At 66.8% G+C, this 15,455-nt stretch carries 10 protein-coding genes, 1 tRNA gene and 3 rRNA genes; 9 read left to right on the forward strand and 5 right to left on the reverse strand.

The genetic code is table 11. The annotated features are described in order from the left end of the window. The first annotated feature begins 37 nt into the window (after positions 1–37). Entirely contained in the window at positions 38–1,039 is a 1,002-nt protein-coding gene (locus BJ958_RS02855) for a phosphotransferase (protein ID WP_179725371.1), read from the forward strand. A gap of 7 nt (positions 1,040–1,046) precedes the next feature. Beyond that, positions 1,047–1,120, forward strand: a tRNA-Ile gene (locus BJ958_RS02860). Positions 1,121–1,127: 7 nt separating this feature from the next. Here BJ958_RS02860 and BJ958_RS02865 read toward each other — a convergent pair. The 4 genes from BJ958_RS02865 to BJ958_RS02880 are packed head-to-tail and all read right to left on the reverse strand — an operon-like array spanning position 1,128 to position 4,876. Beyond that, positions 1,128–1,880 carry a PIG-L deacetylase family protein gene (locus tag BJ958_RS02865; RefSeq protein WP_179725373.1) on the reverse strand — a complete coding sequence of 251 codons (753 nt, stop codon included), beginning with the start codon at positions 1,878–1,880 and terminating at the stop codon, positions 1,128–1,130. A gap of 12 nt (positions 1,881–1,892) precedes the next feature. Continuing rightward, a complete protein-coding gene (locus tag BJ958_RS02870) occupies positions 1,893–2,621 on the reverse strand; it encodes a DUF72 domain-containing protein (RefSeq protein ID WP_179725375.1) in 729 nt (242 codons plus the stop codon). Between the two features lie 28 nt (positions 2,622–2,649). Next, on the reverse strand, positions 2,650–3,558 hold the full coding sequence (locus BJ958_RS02875; RefSeq protein ID WP_179725377.1) for a protein kinase family protein: 909 nt from the start codon (positions 3,556–3,558) through the stop codon (positions 2,650–2,652). A gap of 10 nt (positions 3,559–3,568) precedes the next feature. Beyond that, a complete protein-coding gene (locus BJ958_RS02880) occupies positions 3,569–4,876 on the reverse strand; it encodes a serine/threonine-protein kinase (protein ID WP_179725379.1) in 1,308 nt (435 codons plus the stop codon). A gap of 113 nt (positions 4,877–4,989) precedes the next feature. Here BJ958_RS02880 and tyrS point away from each other — a divergent pair, with 113 nt between their 5' ends. From tyrS to BJ958_RS27565, 5 genes are all read left to right on the forward strand, one after another. Then, positions 4,990–6,261 carry a tyrosine--tRNA ligase gene (tyrS, locus tag BJ958_RS02885; RefSeq protein WP_179725381.1) on the forward strand — a complete coding sequence of 424 codons (1,272 nt, stop codon included), beginning with the start codon at positions 4,990–4,992 and terminating at the stop codon, positions 6,259–6,261. A gap of 443 nt (positions 6,262–6,704) precedes the next feature. Then, positions 6,705–8,224 (forward strand): 16S ribosomal RNA (locus BJ958_RS02890). A gap of 386 nt (positions 8,225–8,610) precedes the next feature. Further along, positions 8,611–11,733: ribosomal RNA gene (locus BJ958_RS02895) — 23S ribosomal RNA — on the forward strand. 106 nt (positions 11,734–11,839) lie between these two features. Continuing rightward, positions 11,840–11,956, forward strand: a 5S ribosomal RNA gene (gene rrf, locus BJ958_RS02900). The 16S, 23S and 5S rRNA genes sit together here, the layout of an rRNA operon. Before the next feature lie 96 nt (positions 11,957–12,052). Beyond that, on the forward strand, positions 12,053–13,051 hold the full coding sequence (locus BJ958_RS27565) for a tetratricopeptide repeat protein (RefSeq protein ID WP_179725383.1): 999 nt from the start codon (positions 12,053–12,055) through the stop codon (positions 13,049–13,051). Here BJ958_RS27565 and BJ958_RS02910 read toward each other — a convergent pair whose 3' ends face one another. Beyond that, positions 13,052–13,660, reverse strand: coding sequence for a hypothetical protein (locus BJ958_RS02910; protein WP_179725385.1), 609 nt, complete (start codon positions 13,658–13,660; stop codon positions 13,052–13,054). It lies immediately after the preceding gene. Positions 13,661–13,716: 56 nt separating this feature from the next. Between BJ958_RS02910 and BJ958_RS02915 the strand changes: the two genes are divergently transcribed. Both BJ958_RS02915 and BJ958_RS02920 read left to right on the forward strand, forming a co-directional pair. Next, positions 13,717–14,637, forward strand: a complete 921-nt coding sequence (locus BJ958_RS02915; protein ID WP_179725387.1) for an alpha/beta fold hydrolase — start codon at positions 13,717–13,719, stop codon at positions 14,635–14,637. A gap of 204 nt (positions 14,638–14,841) precedes the next feature. Then, the gene (locus BJ958_RS02920) at positions 14,842–15,339 is read left to right on the forward strand and encodes a DUF3145 domain-containing protein (RefSeq protein WP_141799365.1); all 498 of its coding nucleotides are present in this window, start codon (positions 14,842–14,844) and stop codon (positions 15,337–15,339) included. The last annotated feature ends 116 nt before the right edge of the window (positions 15,340–15,455 follow it).

The following is a 15,455-nucleotide window of genomic DNA, read 5'->3' on the forward strand; positions in this document are numbered from 1 at the left end:
GTGGCGCCACCGGCCCCCGCGGGGCGACGCTGCAGGGGTGAGCACGAGCACCTGGACCAGCGCGCTGTGGGCGACGGAGCAGTTCCGCGCCGAGCTGTGCGCGTTCCTGACCGCCGCGGTCGGGACCCCCGAGCGGGTCGAGGTGGTCGCGCTGCGGCCGTGGTCGGCGCTGTGGCGGGTCGCGGCGGGTGGCCGGACGTCGTACGCCAAGCAGAACTGTCCCGGCCAGGCCCACGAGGCCCGGCTGGTCGCGCGACTCGCGCAGGTCGCCCCCGACCACGTCGTCCCGGTGCTCGCCGCCGACGCCGACCGCGACCTGCTGCTCACCGCCGACCTCGGCCCGACCGTGCACCAGCGCGGGGGAGCGGGCGATCCCGCGATCTGGGCCCGGATCGCCGCCGGCGCGGCAGACCTGCAGCGCCGCCTGGTCGGCAGGATCGAGGACCTCCACCTGACCGTCCTCGCCCCGGCCGACGCCACGACGTACGTCGCCGACGCGGTCGGCCGCCTCACCGCGCTCGGCCCCGACGACCCGCGCCGGCTGGCACCCGAGGTCGCCGTGCTGCTCGAGGCGCTGCTGCCGACGGTCGAGCGCTGGTCCGACCGGGTCGAGGACCTCGAGCTCCCGCTCACCCTGCTGCACAACGACCTGCACGCCGAGAACGTCGTGCTCGCCCCTGACGGCGGGCTGCGCTTCCTCGACTTCGGCGACGCCGTCGTCGGCGACCCGCTCGCCGGCCTCTACGTCCCCCTCGCCATGGCCCGCGAGTCCCTCGGGCTCCCCACCGACGACCCCGTCCTGTGGCGGATCGCCGACGCCGCCCTCGAGGTCTGGTCCGACCTCGCCAGCCCGGCCGACCTGCGCGCCGCCCTGCCCGCCGCGCTCCAGCTCGGCCGCCTGGCCCGCGTCGAGTCGTGGCGCCGGTGCGTGGCCACGATGACGCCCGGGGAACGCGTCGAGTTCGGCTCCGCGCCCGCCGTCCGCCTGGCGTCGCTGCTCGACCCGCCGCCGGTGGGCGGGCGCGCCGCACTAGGGTGATCTGCGCGGGCCGGTAGCTCAGTCGGTCAGAGCAGAGGACTCATAATCCTTGGGTCGTGGGTTCGAGCCCCACCCGGCCTACTCCGCGTCATTCGCCCCAGCCCATCGGGAACACCTCGAACGGCGCTGCGAAGGTGACGCCCAGCCGCGAGCCGGTGGCCCGGGCCATCCCCTCGAGGAACTCGCGCGGGTCCCAGTTCTCCCAGCCCAGGCCGTCGATGTAGGCCGCGTGCGCCTCGAGCGACTCGACGCCGGCGTCGAACGTGGCGGTCGTGTCGACGGCGTGGGTCGAGTCGGGCGAGCCGAACGCCCAGACCTCGCGCACGCCGCCCCACGGCTCCAGACCGTCGGCACCGCCGAGCTGGTCGGCGAACACCCACCGGTTCCCCGCGTCCCGTACGGCGTCCACGACCGCGCGGCCCACCGCGATGTGGTCGGCCTGGTTGAGGTTTCGCCCGCCCCACGTGTCGCGGAAGTTGCCGGTGATCACGACGTCAGGGCGGTGCCGCCGGACAGCGGCGGCGATCACCGCGCGCAGCGCGACGCCGTACTCCAGCACGCCGTCGGGCTGGTGCAGGAAGTCGACGACGTCGACGCCCACGACCCGCGCGGAGGCGACCTGCTCGGCCTCGCGCACCTCCCGGCAGGCGTCGGGGTCCAGCCCGTCGATGCCGGCCTCGCCACTGGTCACCATGCAGTAGGCGACGCTCTTGCCCTGCCCGGTCCAGCGCGCGACCGCGGCTGCCGCGCCGAACTCCATGTCGTCGGGGTGGGCGACGACGCACAGCGCCCGCTCCCAGGTCTCGTCGAGCGGCTGCAGCGGGGACGGGTTCTCGGCCATGCGCCGAGCATGTCACCCGTCGAGCCGCTTTCGCAGCGCCACGGCGTCATGGGGTGCACGTCCACGGGCGTCGTTGTCGAAGTAGACGAAGACGTCGGCGCGCCCGGCCCAGCGCCTGCACTTCTCCGCCCACCGGTCCAGCGACCGCGGCGCGTACCCGCTGGCGTAGAGCTCGGTGTGCCCGTGCAGCCGCACGTGCACGACGTCGCTGGTCACCACCTCGACCATCGGCCACCGACCGGGGGAGTCCGACACGACGCAGCCGATCCCGTGCTCGCGCATCTGCGCGAACGCCTCGTCGACGCAGAAGCTGCGGTGGCGCGGCTCGACGACGTGCCGCACGCCCTCGGGCAGCAACCGGTAGAACGAGCCCATCAGTGCGGCGTCGTACGACATCGACGCGGGCAGCTGCCAGAGCACCGGCCCCAGCTTCGGACCGAGGTCGAGCACTCCCGAGCCGAAGAACCGGGCCAGCCCGTCCTCCACGTCGCGCAGCCGCTTCAGGTGGGTGATGAACCTGCTGCCCTTCACTGCGAGCACGAAGTCGTCGGGCGTCTCGTCGCGCCACCGGTGGTACGTCGAGGGCCGCTGCAGCGCGTAGAACGACCCGTTCACCTCGACCGTGCTCAGCCGCTCGGCCAGGTAGGCGAGCTCGCGGCGCTGCACCAGCCCCTTCGGGTAGAAGTCGCCGCGCCACGATGCGTACGACCACCCCGACGTGCCGACCCGGATGCTGCCCATGCCGCGAGCAGTACCCGCTGGGGCCGGTCTAGCGCGCCGTCGCGTCGGCGATGAGCAGCCGGTGGCCGTCCTGCACGAGGAACAGCGTGATGTCCTCGGTCCGCGAGCCACCGCCGACGAGCCGGTACCGGTACGTGTACCGGACCGTCATCGCCGCCGGGTCTCCGCTCACCGACAGGATCCGGGGGTTGCGGATCGACGCCCACACCTCCCGGTACCTCGGGCTGCGCTGCTGGTAGGCCTCGGTCAGCCAGGTGAACCCGACCGCGGGGTCGCCGCTGGCGGTGGCGACGTAGTCGCGTGCGAAGTTCTCCAGCTCCGCAGCAGTCGGCGGTGTCGGCTCGCTCGACGGCACCGCGGACGTCGGTTCGCTGTCCCGGGGACGCGTCGGGTCCGCCGTCTCGGCGCGCGGACCGGGGGACTCGTCCCCACCGGTGAACAGCAGCGCCGCGCCGACGATCCCGAGCAGCGCGATCACCGCGGCGCCGGCCAGGGCGAGTCCGGCGACCGGGACCCGCCGGCGTTCACCCTCCGGCGCGACCCGGGCCCGCAGGTAGGCAGCCAGGTCCTCCGACGACGGACGCTCGCGCGGGTCGGCCCGGAGCCCGAGCTCGATGAGGGGTGCCAGCCACCCGCTCGAGCGCGGTACGACGGGCGGCTCCCCGTGCGCGGCCGGTGGTTCGCCGGTCGTGGCGTGCAGGAGCACGGCAGCCAGGGACCAGACGTCGTCGGGTGCGCCGGGAGCGGAGAACGCCGGGTCGGGCGCGACCCGGGTGCGGTCGACGAGGAGCGCCCGGCCGCTGTCGTCGACCTCGATCGCCGCGGGCGAGATGGCGCCGTGCCGGCCGGAGGCGGCGTGCACGGAGGCGACGGACTCGGCGACCGGCAGCAGCAGCCGGGCCGCGTCATCCGGTGACAGCACGCCGTACCCGCTCACGGCTCGCAGGCTACCCAGACACGGCGTTGTCGATCAGCAGGTTTCCGCCCTGGTCGACCAGGAAGAGGGTGACCCGCTCGGTCCGTCGTCCACCACCCTTGAGCACGTAGGAGTAGCGGTAGGTCACCGTCATCTGCGCCGGGTCCGCCGAGATCTCGAGGATCTCCGGCTTCTTCACGCTGCCCCAGAAGCCGCTGTAGCCGGTGCTCCGCGCCTGGTACGACGGCGTCAGCATCGTGAACCCGCGGTCCGGGTCGCTGCTCGCCGTGGCGACGTAGGTCCGGGCGAACTGCTCGAGCTCGGCCGCCGTCGGCGTGCTCGCGGCGCTCGACGTCTCCGTCGGAGTCGTCGGCGAGCTCCCGGGCTCGCGTGCAGCCGGCGTGTCGTCGCCGCCGGGGCGCAGCACCAGGAAGGCCACGACGAGCAGCAGCACCACGGCCGCAGCCACGGCCGCCACGACCACGCCGGTCGAGCGCCGGGCGGCGGGCACCGCCGCCAGCGTCATGGTGTGGTCGGCCGTGCTGGCCGTCCGGGCCAGCTGGTCGCGCACCTCGGCCATCGTGGGCCGGGCCTGCGGGTCCTTCGCCATCGTCCGGGGCAGCAGCGGCGCCAGCCAGCCGGCGCCGGTCACGGCCGGCGGGTCCTCGTGCGCGATCCGGTAGACCACGGCCAGCGGGCCGTTGTCGAGGTCGTCGCGGTGGTAGGGCGGCCGCCCGGTCAGCAGGTGCACGATCGTCGCGCCCAGCGACCACACGTCGCTGGCCGCCGTCGCCTGCCCGCCCAGCGCCACCTCGGGCGCGAGGTAGGCCGGCGAGCCGGTCACCAGCCCCGTGCGGGTCAGGGTCGCGTCGCCCGAGCCACGTGCGATGCCGAAGTCGGTCAGCTTCGCGCCGTCCGGCCCGGCCAGGATGTTGGACGGCTTCACGTCGCGGTGCACGATGCCGAGCGCGTGCGCCTGGGTCAGCGCGTCCGCCACCGGCGCCAGCAGCCGGGCGGCGTCGTCGGGGGAGAGGGGCGCCTCGCGGACCATGGCCGAGAGCGGCTGGCCCTCGACCCGCTCCATCACCAGCCAGGTGCCGCCGTCGTCGGTGACGAGGTCGTAGACGGCCACCACGTTCGGGTGTCCCAGCTGCGCGGCGAGTCGCGCCTCGCGCTCGGCCCGCTCCTCGCCGTCGTCGAGCCCGGCCGTGGTGCCGAGCCGCTTGAGCGCCACGGTCCGGCCGAGGACCTCGTCGTACGCCGCCCACACGGCGCCGTGCGCTCCGTGGCCGATCTGCTCCTGGAGGGTGTAGCGCCCCGCCACTCGTTGGTTGGTCATCGCCCTCGCAACGTACCCGCGTCCACCGAGGCGAACCCAGTGGGCGGCCCGGCAGCCCATGGGGCACCCTAGGTGCGGGGACCTTCCCCCACCTGACTAGAGAGAGGACCGACGTGTCCGTCGACACCACGCTTCTGGACGACCTCGAGTGGCGCGGCCTGCTGGCCGAGTCCACCGACCGCGAGGCGCTGCGCACAGCGCTGAGCGAGGGGAGCGTCCGGTTCTATGTGGGCTTCGACCCGACCGCGCCGAGCCTCCACATGGGCAACCTGGTCCAGATCGTCACCGCGATGCGCCTGCAGCGCGCCGGCCACACGCCGTTCGCCCTCGTCGGCGGCGCCACCGGCATGATCGGCGACCCGAGGGACTCGGGGGAGCGCACGCTCAACTCGCTCGACACCGTCCAGGAGTGGACCGCCCGGGTCCGCGGCCAGATCGAGCCGTTCCTCTCCTTCGACGGCGACAACGCCGCGACCATGGTCAACAACCACGACTGGACCGAGGGCCTGTCGGTCATCGACTTCCTGCGCGACATCGGCAAGCACTTCCCGGTCAACCGGATGCTCGCCCGTGAGACCGTGAAGCGTCGCCTCGAGTCCGGCATCAGCTACACGGAGTTCTCCTACGTCCTGCTGCAGTCGATGGACTTCCTGACCCTGTTCCGCGAGCGCGGCGTCACCTTGCAGTTCGGCGGCTCCGACCAGTGGGGCAACCTCACCGGCGGTGTCGAGCTGATCCGCCGCGCCGAGGGCGCCACCGCCCACGCGTTCGCGACGCCGCTCATCACCAAGGCCGACGGCACCAAGTACGGCAAGACCGAGGGCGGTGCGCTCTGGCTCGACGCGGAGATGATGCCGCCGTACGCCTTCCACCAGTTCTGGCTCAACGTCGAGGACGAGAAGGTCGGCGAGCTGCTGCGCGTGTTCACGTTCCTGCCCCGCGAGCAGATCGAGGAGCTGGAGGCACGCCACGCGGAGAAGCCGTTCCTGCGCGAGGCGCAGAAGGTGCTGGCCGACGAGGTCACCACGCTGGTCCACGGCGAGGCGGAGACCGCCAACGCCAAGGCAGCGGCCGAGGCACTCTTCGGCGGAGGTGACGTCACCCTGCTCTCCGGTACGACGCTCGAGGCCGCGCTCGGCGAGGCCGGCACCGTCGACGTCGACGGCAGCGCCGGGATCCCTGACGTCGTCGAGCTGATGACGCTCACCGGGCTCGCCAAGTCCAAGGGCGAGGCCCGGCGCACCATCGCCGAGGGCGGCGCGTACCTCAACAACGTCCGGGTGGACGACCCCGAGCACGTGCCGGCACTCGGTGACCTGATCGCCTCGTCCTGGCTGGTCCTGCGCCGCGGCAAGAAGCGGTTCGCCGGCGTGCGCGTGCGCTGAACCGGGTCCCCGGGACCCCCGCCCGTCGAGCGCACGTCGTCTCGATTTGTGCTGTCGCGGTGGTGTGCGTAATGTTCTCTTCGTCGCCGGGTGCGGCGGGGAGCAAGACGGCTGTCGGTCGGAGGGCTTCCGGTTACCCGGGATCGCTTGGTCTTGGATCTTTGGTTCGGGGCGTCGGTCAGAAAAGCAGGTCCACACGGATTTGGCACAGGCTGGGGTCTGGTTCTAGGTTTCGGGGCTGCATCTGCTCGAAGTTGATCTGCGCGGGGTTTGTTCGTGTGGTGATCTTTGGTGCGTGTGATGTTTGAGAACTCAACAGTGTGTCATGCATAGATTGTTGTGACGTTTGTGTGCATGCGGTCTTTTGATCGTGTGTGTGTTTTCGGCAATGATGATTCTGATGACGAGTTTGTCAGCAGGTCTGAATGCTGGGTTTGGATTTTCTTATGGAGAGTTTGATCCTGGCTCAGGACGAACGCTGGCGGCGTGCTTAACACATGCAAGTCGAGCGGAAAGGCCCTTTCGGGGGTACTCGAGCGGCGAACGGGTGAGTAACACGTGAGTAATCTGCCCTGTGCTCTGGGATAGCCACCGGAAACGGTGATTAATACCGGATATAACCACTGTCCGCATGGGTTGGTGGTGGAAAGTTTTTTCGGCGCAGGATGTGCTCGCGGCCTATCAGCTTGTTGGTGAGGTAATGGCTCACCAAGGCTTTGACGGGTAGCCGGCCTGAGAGGGTGACCGGTCACACTGGGACTGAGACACGGCCCAGACTCCTACGGGAGGCAGCAGTGGGGAATATTGGACAATGGGCGGAAGCCTGATCCAGCAACGCCGCGTGAGGGATGACGGCCTTCGGGTTGTAAACCTCTTTCAGTACCGACGAAGCGCAAGTGACGGTAGGTACAGAAGAAGGACCGGCCAACTACGTGCCAGCAGCCGCGGTAATACGTAGGGTCCGAGCGTTGTCCGGAATTATTGGGCGTAAAGGGCTCGTAGGCGGTTTGTCGCGTCGGGAGTGAAAACACCGGGCTTAACTCGGTGCTTGCTTCCGATACGGGCAGACTAGAGGTATGCAGGGGAGAATGGAATTCCTGGTGTAGCGGTGAAATGCGCAGATATCAGGAGGAACACCGGTGGCGAAGGCGGTTCTCTGGGCATTACCTGACGCTGAGGAGCGAAAGTGTGGGGAGCGAACAGGATTAGATACCCTGGTAGTCCACACCGTAAACGTTGGGCGCTAGGTGTGGGGCCTATTCCATGGGTTCCGTGCCGTAGCTAACGCATTAAGCGCCCCGCCTGGGGAGTACGGCCGCAAGGCTAAAACTCAAAGGAATTGACGGGGGCCCGCACAAGCGGCGGAGCATGCGGATTAATTCGATGCAACGCGAAGAACCTTACCTGGGTTTGACATACACCGGAAGCCCCCAGAGATGGGGGTCTCTTTGATACTGGTGTACAGGTGGTGCATGGCTGTCGTCAGCTCGTGTCGTGAGATGTTGGGTTAAGTCCCGCAACGAGCGCAACCCTCGTTCCATGTTGCCAGCGGGTTATGCCGGGGACTCATGGGAGACTGCCGGGGTCAACTCGGAGGAAGGTGGGGATGACGTCAAGTCATCATGCCCCTTATGTCCAGGGCTTCACGCATGCTACAATGGCCGGTACAAAGGGCTGCGATCCCGTGAGGGGGAGCGAATCCCAAAAAGCCGGTCTCAGTTCGGATTGGGGTCTGCAACTCGACCCCATGAAGTCGGAGTCGCTAGTAATCGCAGATCAGCAACGCTGCGGTGAATACGTTCCCGGGCCTTGTACACACCGCCCGTCACGTCACGAAAGTCGGCAACACCCGAAGCCGGTGGCCTAACCCTTGTGGAAGGAGCCGTCGAAGGTGGGGCTGGCGATTGGGACGAAGTCGTAACAAGGTAGCCGTACCGGAAGGTGCGGCTGGATCACCTCCTTTCTAAGGAGCACACCCTCATCGACAGCCGGGTGCGTTGTCGGTCTTCAGGGGTGTTCGGATAGTGGAACGCAACAATCGTGGGACGGTCATTCCTTTGTGGGGTGTCTTGTTCGGTAGGTGTGGCACGCTGTTGGGTGTCTGAGGCATCAGACGCCTGCTCGGGTTGGTCCGGGTGTGGGGCTGGTTGGCTTCTGGTTGTTTGATTTCTTCATAGTGGACGCGAGCATTAATATTAGTGTTTGTTTCGTGATTGTTTTGTGTGTTCTCTTAATTGGTTTGTTCCATGAGGGCTGCTGACAGTTCATGATTGCTCGGCTCGTCGCTGCTGTGCCCTTGTGGGGGTGGTGGTGGGGGTGGGGTTGTTGTGTGTGTTGGTGGTTTGTTGTGGGCAAGTTGTTAAGGGCACATGGTGGATGCCTTGGCATCGAGAGCCGATGAAGGACGTTGGAGCCTGCGATATGCCCTGGGGAGTTGGCAACCGAGCGTTGATCCGGGGATGTCCGAATGGGGAAACCCAGCTGGAGTCATGTCCAGTTACCCGCATCTGAATGAAATAGGGTGTGTGGAGGGAACACGGGGAAGTGAAACATCTCAGTACCCGTAGGAAGAGAAAACAAAAGTGATTCCGAGAGTAGTGGCGAGCGAAATCGGATGAGGCTAAACCCATGTCGTGTGATAGCCGGCAGGCGTTGCGGTGTGGGGGTTGTGGGAGTGTTGTTGCTGTCTCTGCCGGGATGGCGCGCAGTAAGAAACCAGACGTGAGGTCGAAGTCCGTTGGAAAGCGGTGCCGTAGCGGGTGATAGCCCCGTAGACGACAGTGTCTGGCTGTGTTCAGCATTTCCCAAGTAACACGCCACCCCTGAAATGGTGTGTGAATCTGGCGGGACCACCCGTTAAGCCTAAATACTCCTCGATGACCGATAGCGGACCAGTACCGTGAGGGAAAGGTGAAAAGTACCCCTGGCGGGGAGTGAAATAGTACCTGAAACCATGTGCCTACAATCCGTTGGAGCCTGTGAGGGTGACAGCGTGCCTTTTGAAGAATGAGCCTGCGAGTTAGCGATACGTGGCGAGGTTAACCCGTGTGGGGTAGCCGTAGCGAAAGCGAGTCCGAATAGGGCGTTTGAGTCGCGTGTTCTAGACCCGAAGCGGAGTGATCTATCCATGGGCAGGTTGAAGCGCCGGTAAGACGGCGTGGAGGACCGAACCCACTTCAGTTGAAAATGGAGGGGATGACCTGTGGATAGGGGTGAAAGGCCAATCAAACTCCGTGATAGCTGGTTCTCCCCGAAATGCATTTAGGTGCAGCGTTGCGTGTTTCTTGCCGGAGGTAGAGCACTGGATAGCCGATGGGCCCTACCAGGTTACTGACGTTAGCCAAACTCCGAATGCCGGTAAGTGAGAGCGTGGCAGTGAGACTGTGGGGGATAAGCTTCATAGTCGAGAGGGAAACAGCCCAGACCATCGGCTAAGGCCCCTAAGAGGTGGCTAAGTGGAAAAGGATGTGGAGTCGCAGTGACAACCAGGAGGTTGGCTTGGAAGCAGCCACCCTTGAAAGAGTGCGTAATAGCTCACTGGTCAAGTGATTCCGCGCCGACAATGTAGCGGGGCTCAAGCCATCCGCCGAAGCCATGGCAATCGTATTCAACCCAGGCCACTACTTGATGGTGGTCCAGGGGTACGGTTGGGTAGGGGAGCGTCGTGTCACGGGTGAAGCGCCGGAGTGATCCAGGTGTGGATGTGACACGAGTGAGAATGCAGGCATGAGTAGCGAATCACGGGTGAGAAACCCGTGCGCCGATTGATCAAGGGTTCCAGGGTCAAGCTAATCTGCCCTGGGTAAGTCGGGACCTAAGGCGAGGCCGACAGGCGTAGTCGATGGACAACGGGTTGATATTCCCGTACCGGCGAAATGGCGCCCATGACGAGCCCGGTGATGCTAACCACCCAAAGCATCTCGTACCGATGTCTTCGGACAAAGGGCGTGGTGTGGAGCGTGGGATCCGATCCGGTAGTAGTCAAGCGATGGGGTGACACAGGAAGGTAGCCCAACCGCCGCGATGGTAGACGGCGGGTAAGCATGTAGGGGGTGTGGTAGGCAAATCCGCCACGCAGCCGTTGGATCGGTGGCCCTGAGATGTGATGCCGACCCCGTAGGGGGGAAGTGGGTGATCCTATGCTGTCGAGAAAAACCTCTAGCGAGCCATGAGCCGCCCGTACCCGAAACCGACTCAGGTGATCAGGTAGAGAATACCGAGGCGATCGAGACAACCATGGTTAAGGAACTCGGCAAAATGCCCCCGTAACTTAGGGATAAGGGGGGCCCGATGTGTGAACCCACTTGCTGGGGGAAGCACAGGAGGCCGCAGAGACCAGGGGAAAGCGACTGTTTACTAAAAACACAGGTCCGTGCGAAGTTGTAAGACGATGTATACGGACTGACTCCTGCCCGGTGCTGGAAGGTTAAGAGGACGGGTTAGACGCAAGTCGAAGCTCAGAATTTAAGCCCCAGTAAACGGCGGTGGTAACTATAACCATCCTAAGGTAGCGAAATTCCTTGTCGGGTAAGTTCCGACCTGCACGAATGGAGTAACGACTTTCCTACTGTCTCAACCATGGACTCGGCGAAATTGCACTACGAGTAAAGATGCTCGTTACGCGCGGCAGGACGGAAAGACCCCGGGACCTTTACTATAGTTTGGCATTGGTGTTTGGTTCGGCTTGTGTAGGATAGGTGGGAGACTGTGAAACCTTCACGCCAGTGGGGGTGGAGTCATCGTTGAAATACCACTCTGGTCGTACTAGATGTCTAACCTAGGGCCATGATCTGGTTCAGGGACAGTGCCTGATGGGTAGTTTAACTGGGGCGGTTGCCTCCCAAAATGTAACGGAGGCGCTCAAAGGTTCCCTCAGCCTGGTTGGCAATCAGGTGTTGAGTGTAAGTGCACAAGGGAGCTTGACTGTGAGACAGACATGTCGAGCAGGGACGAAAGTCGGAACTAGTGATCCGGCCACTGCGAGTGGAAGCGTGGTCGCTCAACGGATAAAAGGTACCCCGGGGATAACAGGCTGATCTTCCCCAAGAGTCCATATCGACGGGATGGTTTGGCACCTCGATGTCGGCTCGTCGCATCCTGGGGCTGGAGTAGGTCCCAAGGGTTGGGCTGTTCGCCCATTAAAGCGGCACGCGAGCTGGGTTTAGAACGTCGTGAGACAGTTCGGTCCCTATCCGCCGCGCGCGTAGGAAACTTGAGAAAGGCTGTCCCTAGTACGAGAGGACCGGGATGGACGAACCTCTGGTGTGCCAGTTGTACCGCCAGGTGCATGGCTGGTTGGCTACGTTCGGAAGTGATAACCGCTGAACGCATCTAAGCGGGAAGCACGTTTCAAGATGAGGTTTCCCACCCCTTGTGGGTTAAGGCCCCCAGCAGAACACTGGGTTGATAGGCCGGAGGTGTACAGCAGTAATGCCCAGCCGACCGGTACTAATAGGCCGAAGACTTGCCACAACAAACCCCCAACACACTCAACAAACCACGTATACAGCACTGTGTTGGTGCGCGCGTCCACATGAAGAAGACCAACCCCGGAAACCATGCACGGGGTTCATAGAGTTACGGCGGCCATAGCGGCAGGGAAACACCCGGTCCCATCCCGAACCCGGAAGTTAAGCCTGCCAGCGCCGATGGTACTGCAACCGAGAGGATGTGGGAGAGTAGGACGCCGCCGGACAAACATTCAGGCAGGGGCCACCCGGGAGGGTGGCCCCTGCTCTGTTTTGGACCTAAATTCCTCAATAGCGATCTCGAGAAGTCCCAGGAGACTGACGTGGCAGACCAGCGTGGCCGTCGTGACGGCGCGGGTGCCCCCCGCAAGGGTGGCCCTCGACAGGGTGGAGCTCCCCGCAAGGGTGCGAGCTCCCGCAACGGTGAGGACCGCAAGCCCTACGACCGCAAGCCCAGCGGAGATCGCAAGCCGACCGGCGACCGCAAGCCGACCGGTGACCGGAAGCCCAGTGGCGACCGGAAGCCCAGCGGTGACCGGCGCTGGTCGGACGACCGCAAGCCCGCGGGGCGCGGCGGCAAGCCCACGGGGGAGCGCCGGCCGCGCATGGAGCCGGCCGAGCGCACCGAGAAGCAGGCGATCTACGACGGTCCGCCGCTGCCCGAGGACGTGACCGGCTCCGAGCTCAGCGCCTCGGTGCGGGCGCAGCTCAAGGGCCTGCCGGAGAAGCTGGCGGCGCGCGTGGCCCGCCACCTCGCGGCGGCCGGTCAGCTGGTCGACGACGAGCCGGAGACGGCCTACCAGCACACGCTGGCCGCGAAGGCGCGTGCACCGCGGATCGCCGCCGTGCGCGAGGCCGTCGGTGAGGCTGCCTACGCGGCCGGTCACTACGCCGAGGCGCTCTCCGAGCTGCGGGCGGCGAAGCGGATGAACGGTGTGACGGCGTACCTGCCGATCATGGCCGACTGCCACCGCGCACTCGGCAACCCGACCCGTGCCCTCGAGCTCGCCAAGAGCCCGTCGGTGGTGAAGTTCGTGCCGGCCGCCAAGGCCGAGATGACGCTCGTGGAGGCCGGCGCGCGCCGCGACCTCGGGCAGCTCGACGCCGCGCTGCGCACGCTCGAGGTCTCCCCGCTCAACACCAAGACGAGGGAGCCCTGGGTGGTCCGGCTGCGCTACGCGTACGCCGACACCCTGGAGGAGGCCGGTCGTCTCAACGACGCGCTGACCTGGTTCCACAAGACCAACGCGATCGACGCCGACGAGCTCACCGACGCTGCGGAGCGGGCCGAGTCGCTCGAGAAGAAGATCGACCGGAGCTGATCAGGGGCGGTCGGCGATGGTGACGATCGCCTGCTGGTTGCCGGCCGGCTGGGTGTCCCACCGGATGTCCTCGCGGTAGGCGATCCGCACCCTGTCGATCACGGCCAGGGCGGCCTCGTCGGCCTCGACGCGCAGGACGATCGAGTCGCCGCCGACGAGGCGCTGGCCCTCGGGGTCGACGAGGTCGGCGCAGAACTGGTCGGGCTGGGTGGTGACGCCGACCGTGCCGCGGCGGCAGAGCATCGGGGTGACCTTCAGCTTCACGTCGCTGGTGGTGTGCACCCGGACCCCGGAGATGCGCAGGGTCCGCCCGAAGTCGGCGGGAGCGGCGAACATGCCGACGTACAACGGTGCTCCGACGACGCCGTTGGCGTTGACGACCCTCTTCGAGACGGCGAGCTTCTCGGGGGTCATCGCGTACCAGACCAACCAGGTCAGGGCGAGGACCAGGGCGAGCACGAGAGCGGCGATCCGCCAGCCTCGGGACTGGAAGCTGGGGTGGGGGACCCGGGAGGTGTCGAGCTCGCGGTCCTTCGCCCGGGTGGGGCGCTCCGCGCGTCGGCGCCCTGGTGCCGGCGTGGTGCTGGGAGCGGTTCCTCCGTCGGTCATGGCCGAAGCGTAGGACACCCGAACCCGCTCGCGGCGCACCTGCCACACTCCTGCGCATGACGTTCCCCGCTCCCCGGATCCCCGAGCAGCCGAAGCGCCCCACGCTGGAGGGCAACGTCGCCGTCCGCGACGGACGGCGGCTCAGCTTCGCCGAGTACGGCTCGCGCCGGGGACCGGCCATCGTGTGGATGCACGGCACTCCGGGCGCGCGCCGCCAGATCCCCGTCGACGCGCGGGCGTACGCCGAGGAGGTGGGTGCCCGGATCATCGGGGTCGACCGTCCGGGGATCGGGTCGTCGACGCCGCACCTCTACGACAACGTCCTGGACTGGACCGGCGACCTGGCCCTGCTGCTCGACGCCCTGGCGATCGACAGTGCCCGGGTGATCGGCCTCTCCGGCGGTGGTCCGTACGCCCTGGCCGCCGGCGCTGCCCTGCCCGACCGGGTGCCCGGCGTCGGCGTGCTCGGCGGTGTGGCGCCCACCCGGGGTGAGGACGCGGCGGAGGGCGGCATCATCCAGCTGGCCGTGCATGCCGCGCCGCTGCTGGCCGCGACCCGGGTGCCGCTCGGGATCGCGCTCACCGGCGCGATCCGGACGGTCAAGCCGCTCGCCGGCCCGGCCCTCGACCTGTACGCCGCGGTGCAGCCCCCGGGGGACAAGAACCTGCTCGGGCGCCCGGAGTTCAAGGCGATGTTCCTCGACGACCTGCTCAACGGCAGCCGGTTCCAGACCTCGGCCCCGCTGGCCGACCTGCTGCTGTTCACGCGGGACTGGGGATTCCGGCTCGCGGACGTCAAGGTGCCGGTTCGTTGGTGGCACGGCGACGACGACCACATCGTCCCGTTCCGGCACGGCCAGCACTGCGTCGAGCGCCTCCCGGACGCCACGATGACGATCATCGACGGCGAGAGCCACCTCGGCGGCCTCGGCATCGCCGTGAAGGTGATGGACGAGCTGCTCGCGCTCGGGGGCTGATTGCGGCAGGGTGTGACCCAGACACGCGGCGGTTGCGCTGGTGTCGCGCCGTCCCATGGGCCACAATGGGAACACAACATCACAGGTGTCACTCCGCAAACGGTGTCCGCACGCGTTCGCATCCGACATCTCCGTTGAGACCGCTGGGGAAGGCGTATCTCGCGCCGGAGGTAGAGGAAGCGAGGGTTCGTGGTGACCGGAAGCATGAGTGCGACCAGGGGCGTGTTCTACGTCCACTCCGCGCCGTCCGCGCTGTGCCCGCACATCGAGTGGGCCGTGGGCGGCGTCCTCGGCGTACCCGTCAACCCGGACTGGACGCCGCAGCCGGCGCAGTCGGGGACCTACCGGGCCGAGTTCTCCTGGACCGGCAAGGTCGGTGCCGCCGCCGAGATGGCCTCCGCGCTGCGCGGCTGGAACCACCTGCGCTTCGAGGTGACCGAGGAGCCGACCTCGTCGACCGAGGGCGCCCGGTTCTCCTACACGCCCGACCTCGGTGTCTTCCACGCCGTGATGGGCCTGCACGGCGACATCATGATCCCCGAGGACCGGCTCAAGGCCTCCGTGGTCCGTGCCGCGCTCGGCGAGGTCACCCTCGAGAACGAGATCGACAAGCTCCTCGGCAAGCCCTGGGACGACGAGCTCGAGACCTTCCGGCACGCCGGTGAGGGCGCCCCCGTCCGCTGGCTGCACCAGGTGGTCTGACCCCGCCGACCGGCTCCACGACCTACGACGAACGCCCCGGCTCGATCACTCGAGCCGGGGCGTTCGTCGTTGTGGGAGCACTCGGTGGTCAGGGCCGCTGGACGGGAGGTGTTCCA

The sequence above is a fragment of the Nocardioides kongjuensis genome (assembly GCF_013409625.1).
GTDB classification, from domain to species: domain Bacteria; phylum Actinomycetota; class Actinomycetes; order Propionibacteriales; family Nocardioidaceae; genus Nocardioides; species Nocardioides kongjuensis.

Coding starts and splice junctions, on each gene's coding strand:
- BJ958_RS02865 (WP_179725373.1), bottom strand. CDS start 1,880: ATGGCCGAGAACCCGTCCCCGCTGCAGCCGCTCGACGAGACCTGGGAG.
- BJ958_RS02870 (WP_179725375.1), bottom strand. CDS start 2,621: ATGGGCAGCATCCGGGTCGGCACGTCGGGGTGGTCGTACGCATCGTGG.
- BJ958_RS02880 (WP_179725379.1), bottom strand. CDS start 4,876: ATGACCAACCAACGAGTGGCGGGGCGCTACACCCTCCAGGAGCAGATC.
- BJ958_RS02910 (WP_179725385.1), bottom strand. CDS start 13,660: ATGACCGACGGAGGAACCGCTCCCAGCACCACGCCGGCACCAGGGCGC.
- BJ958_RS02915 (WP_179725387.1), top strand. CDS start 13,717: ATGACGTTCCCCGCTCCCCGGATCCCCGAGCAGCCGAAGCGCCCCACG.
- BJ958_RS02920 (WP_141799365.1), top strand. CDS start 14,842: ATGAGTGCGACCAGGGGCGTGTTCTACGTCCACTCCGCGCCGTCCGCG.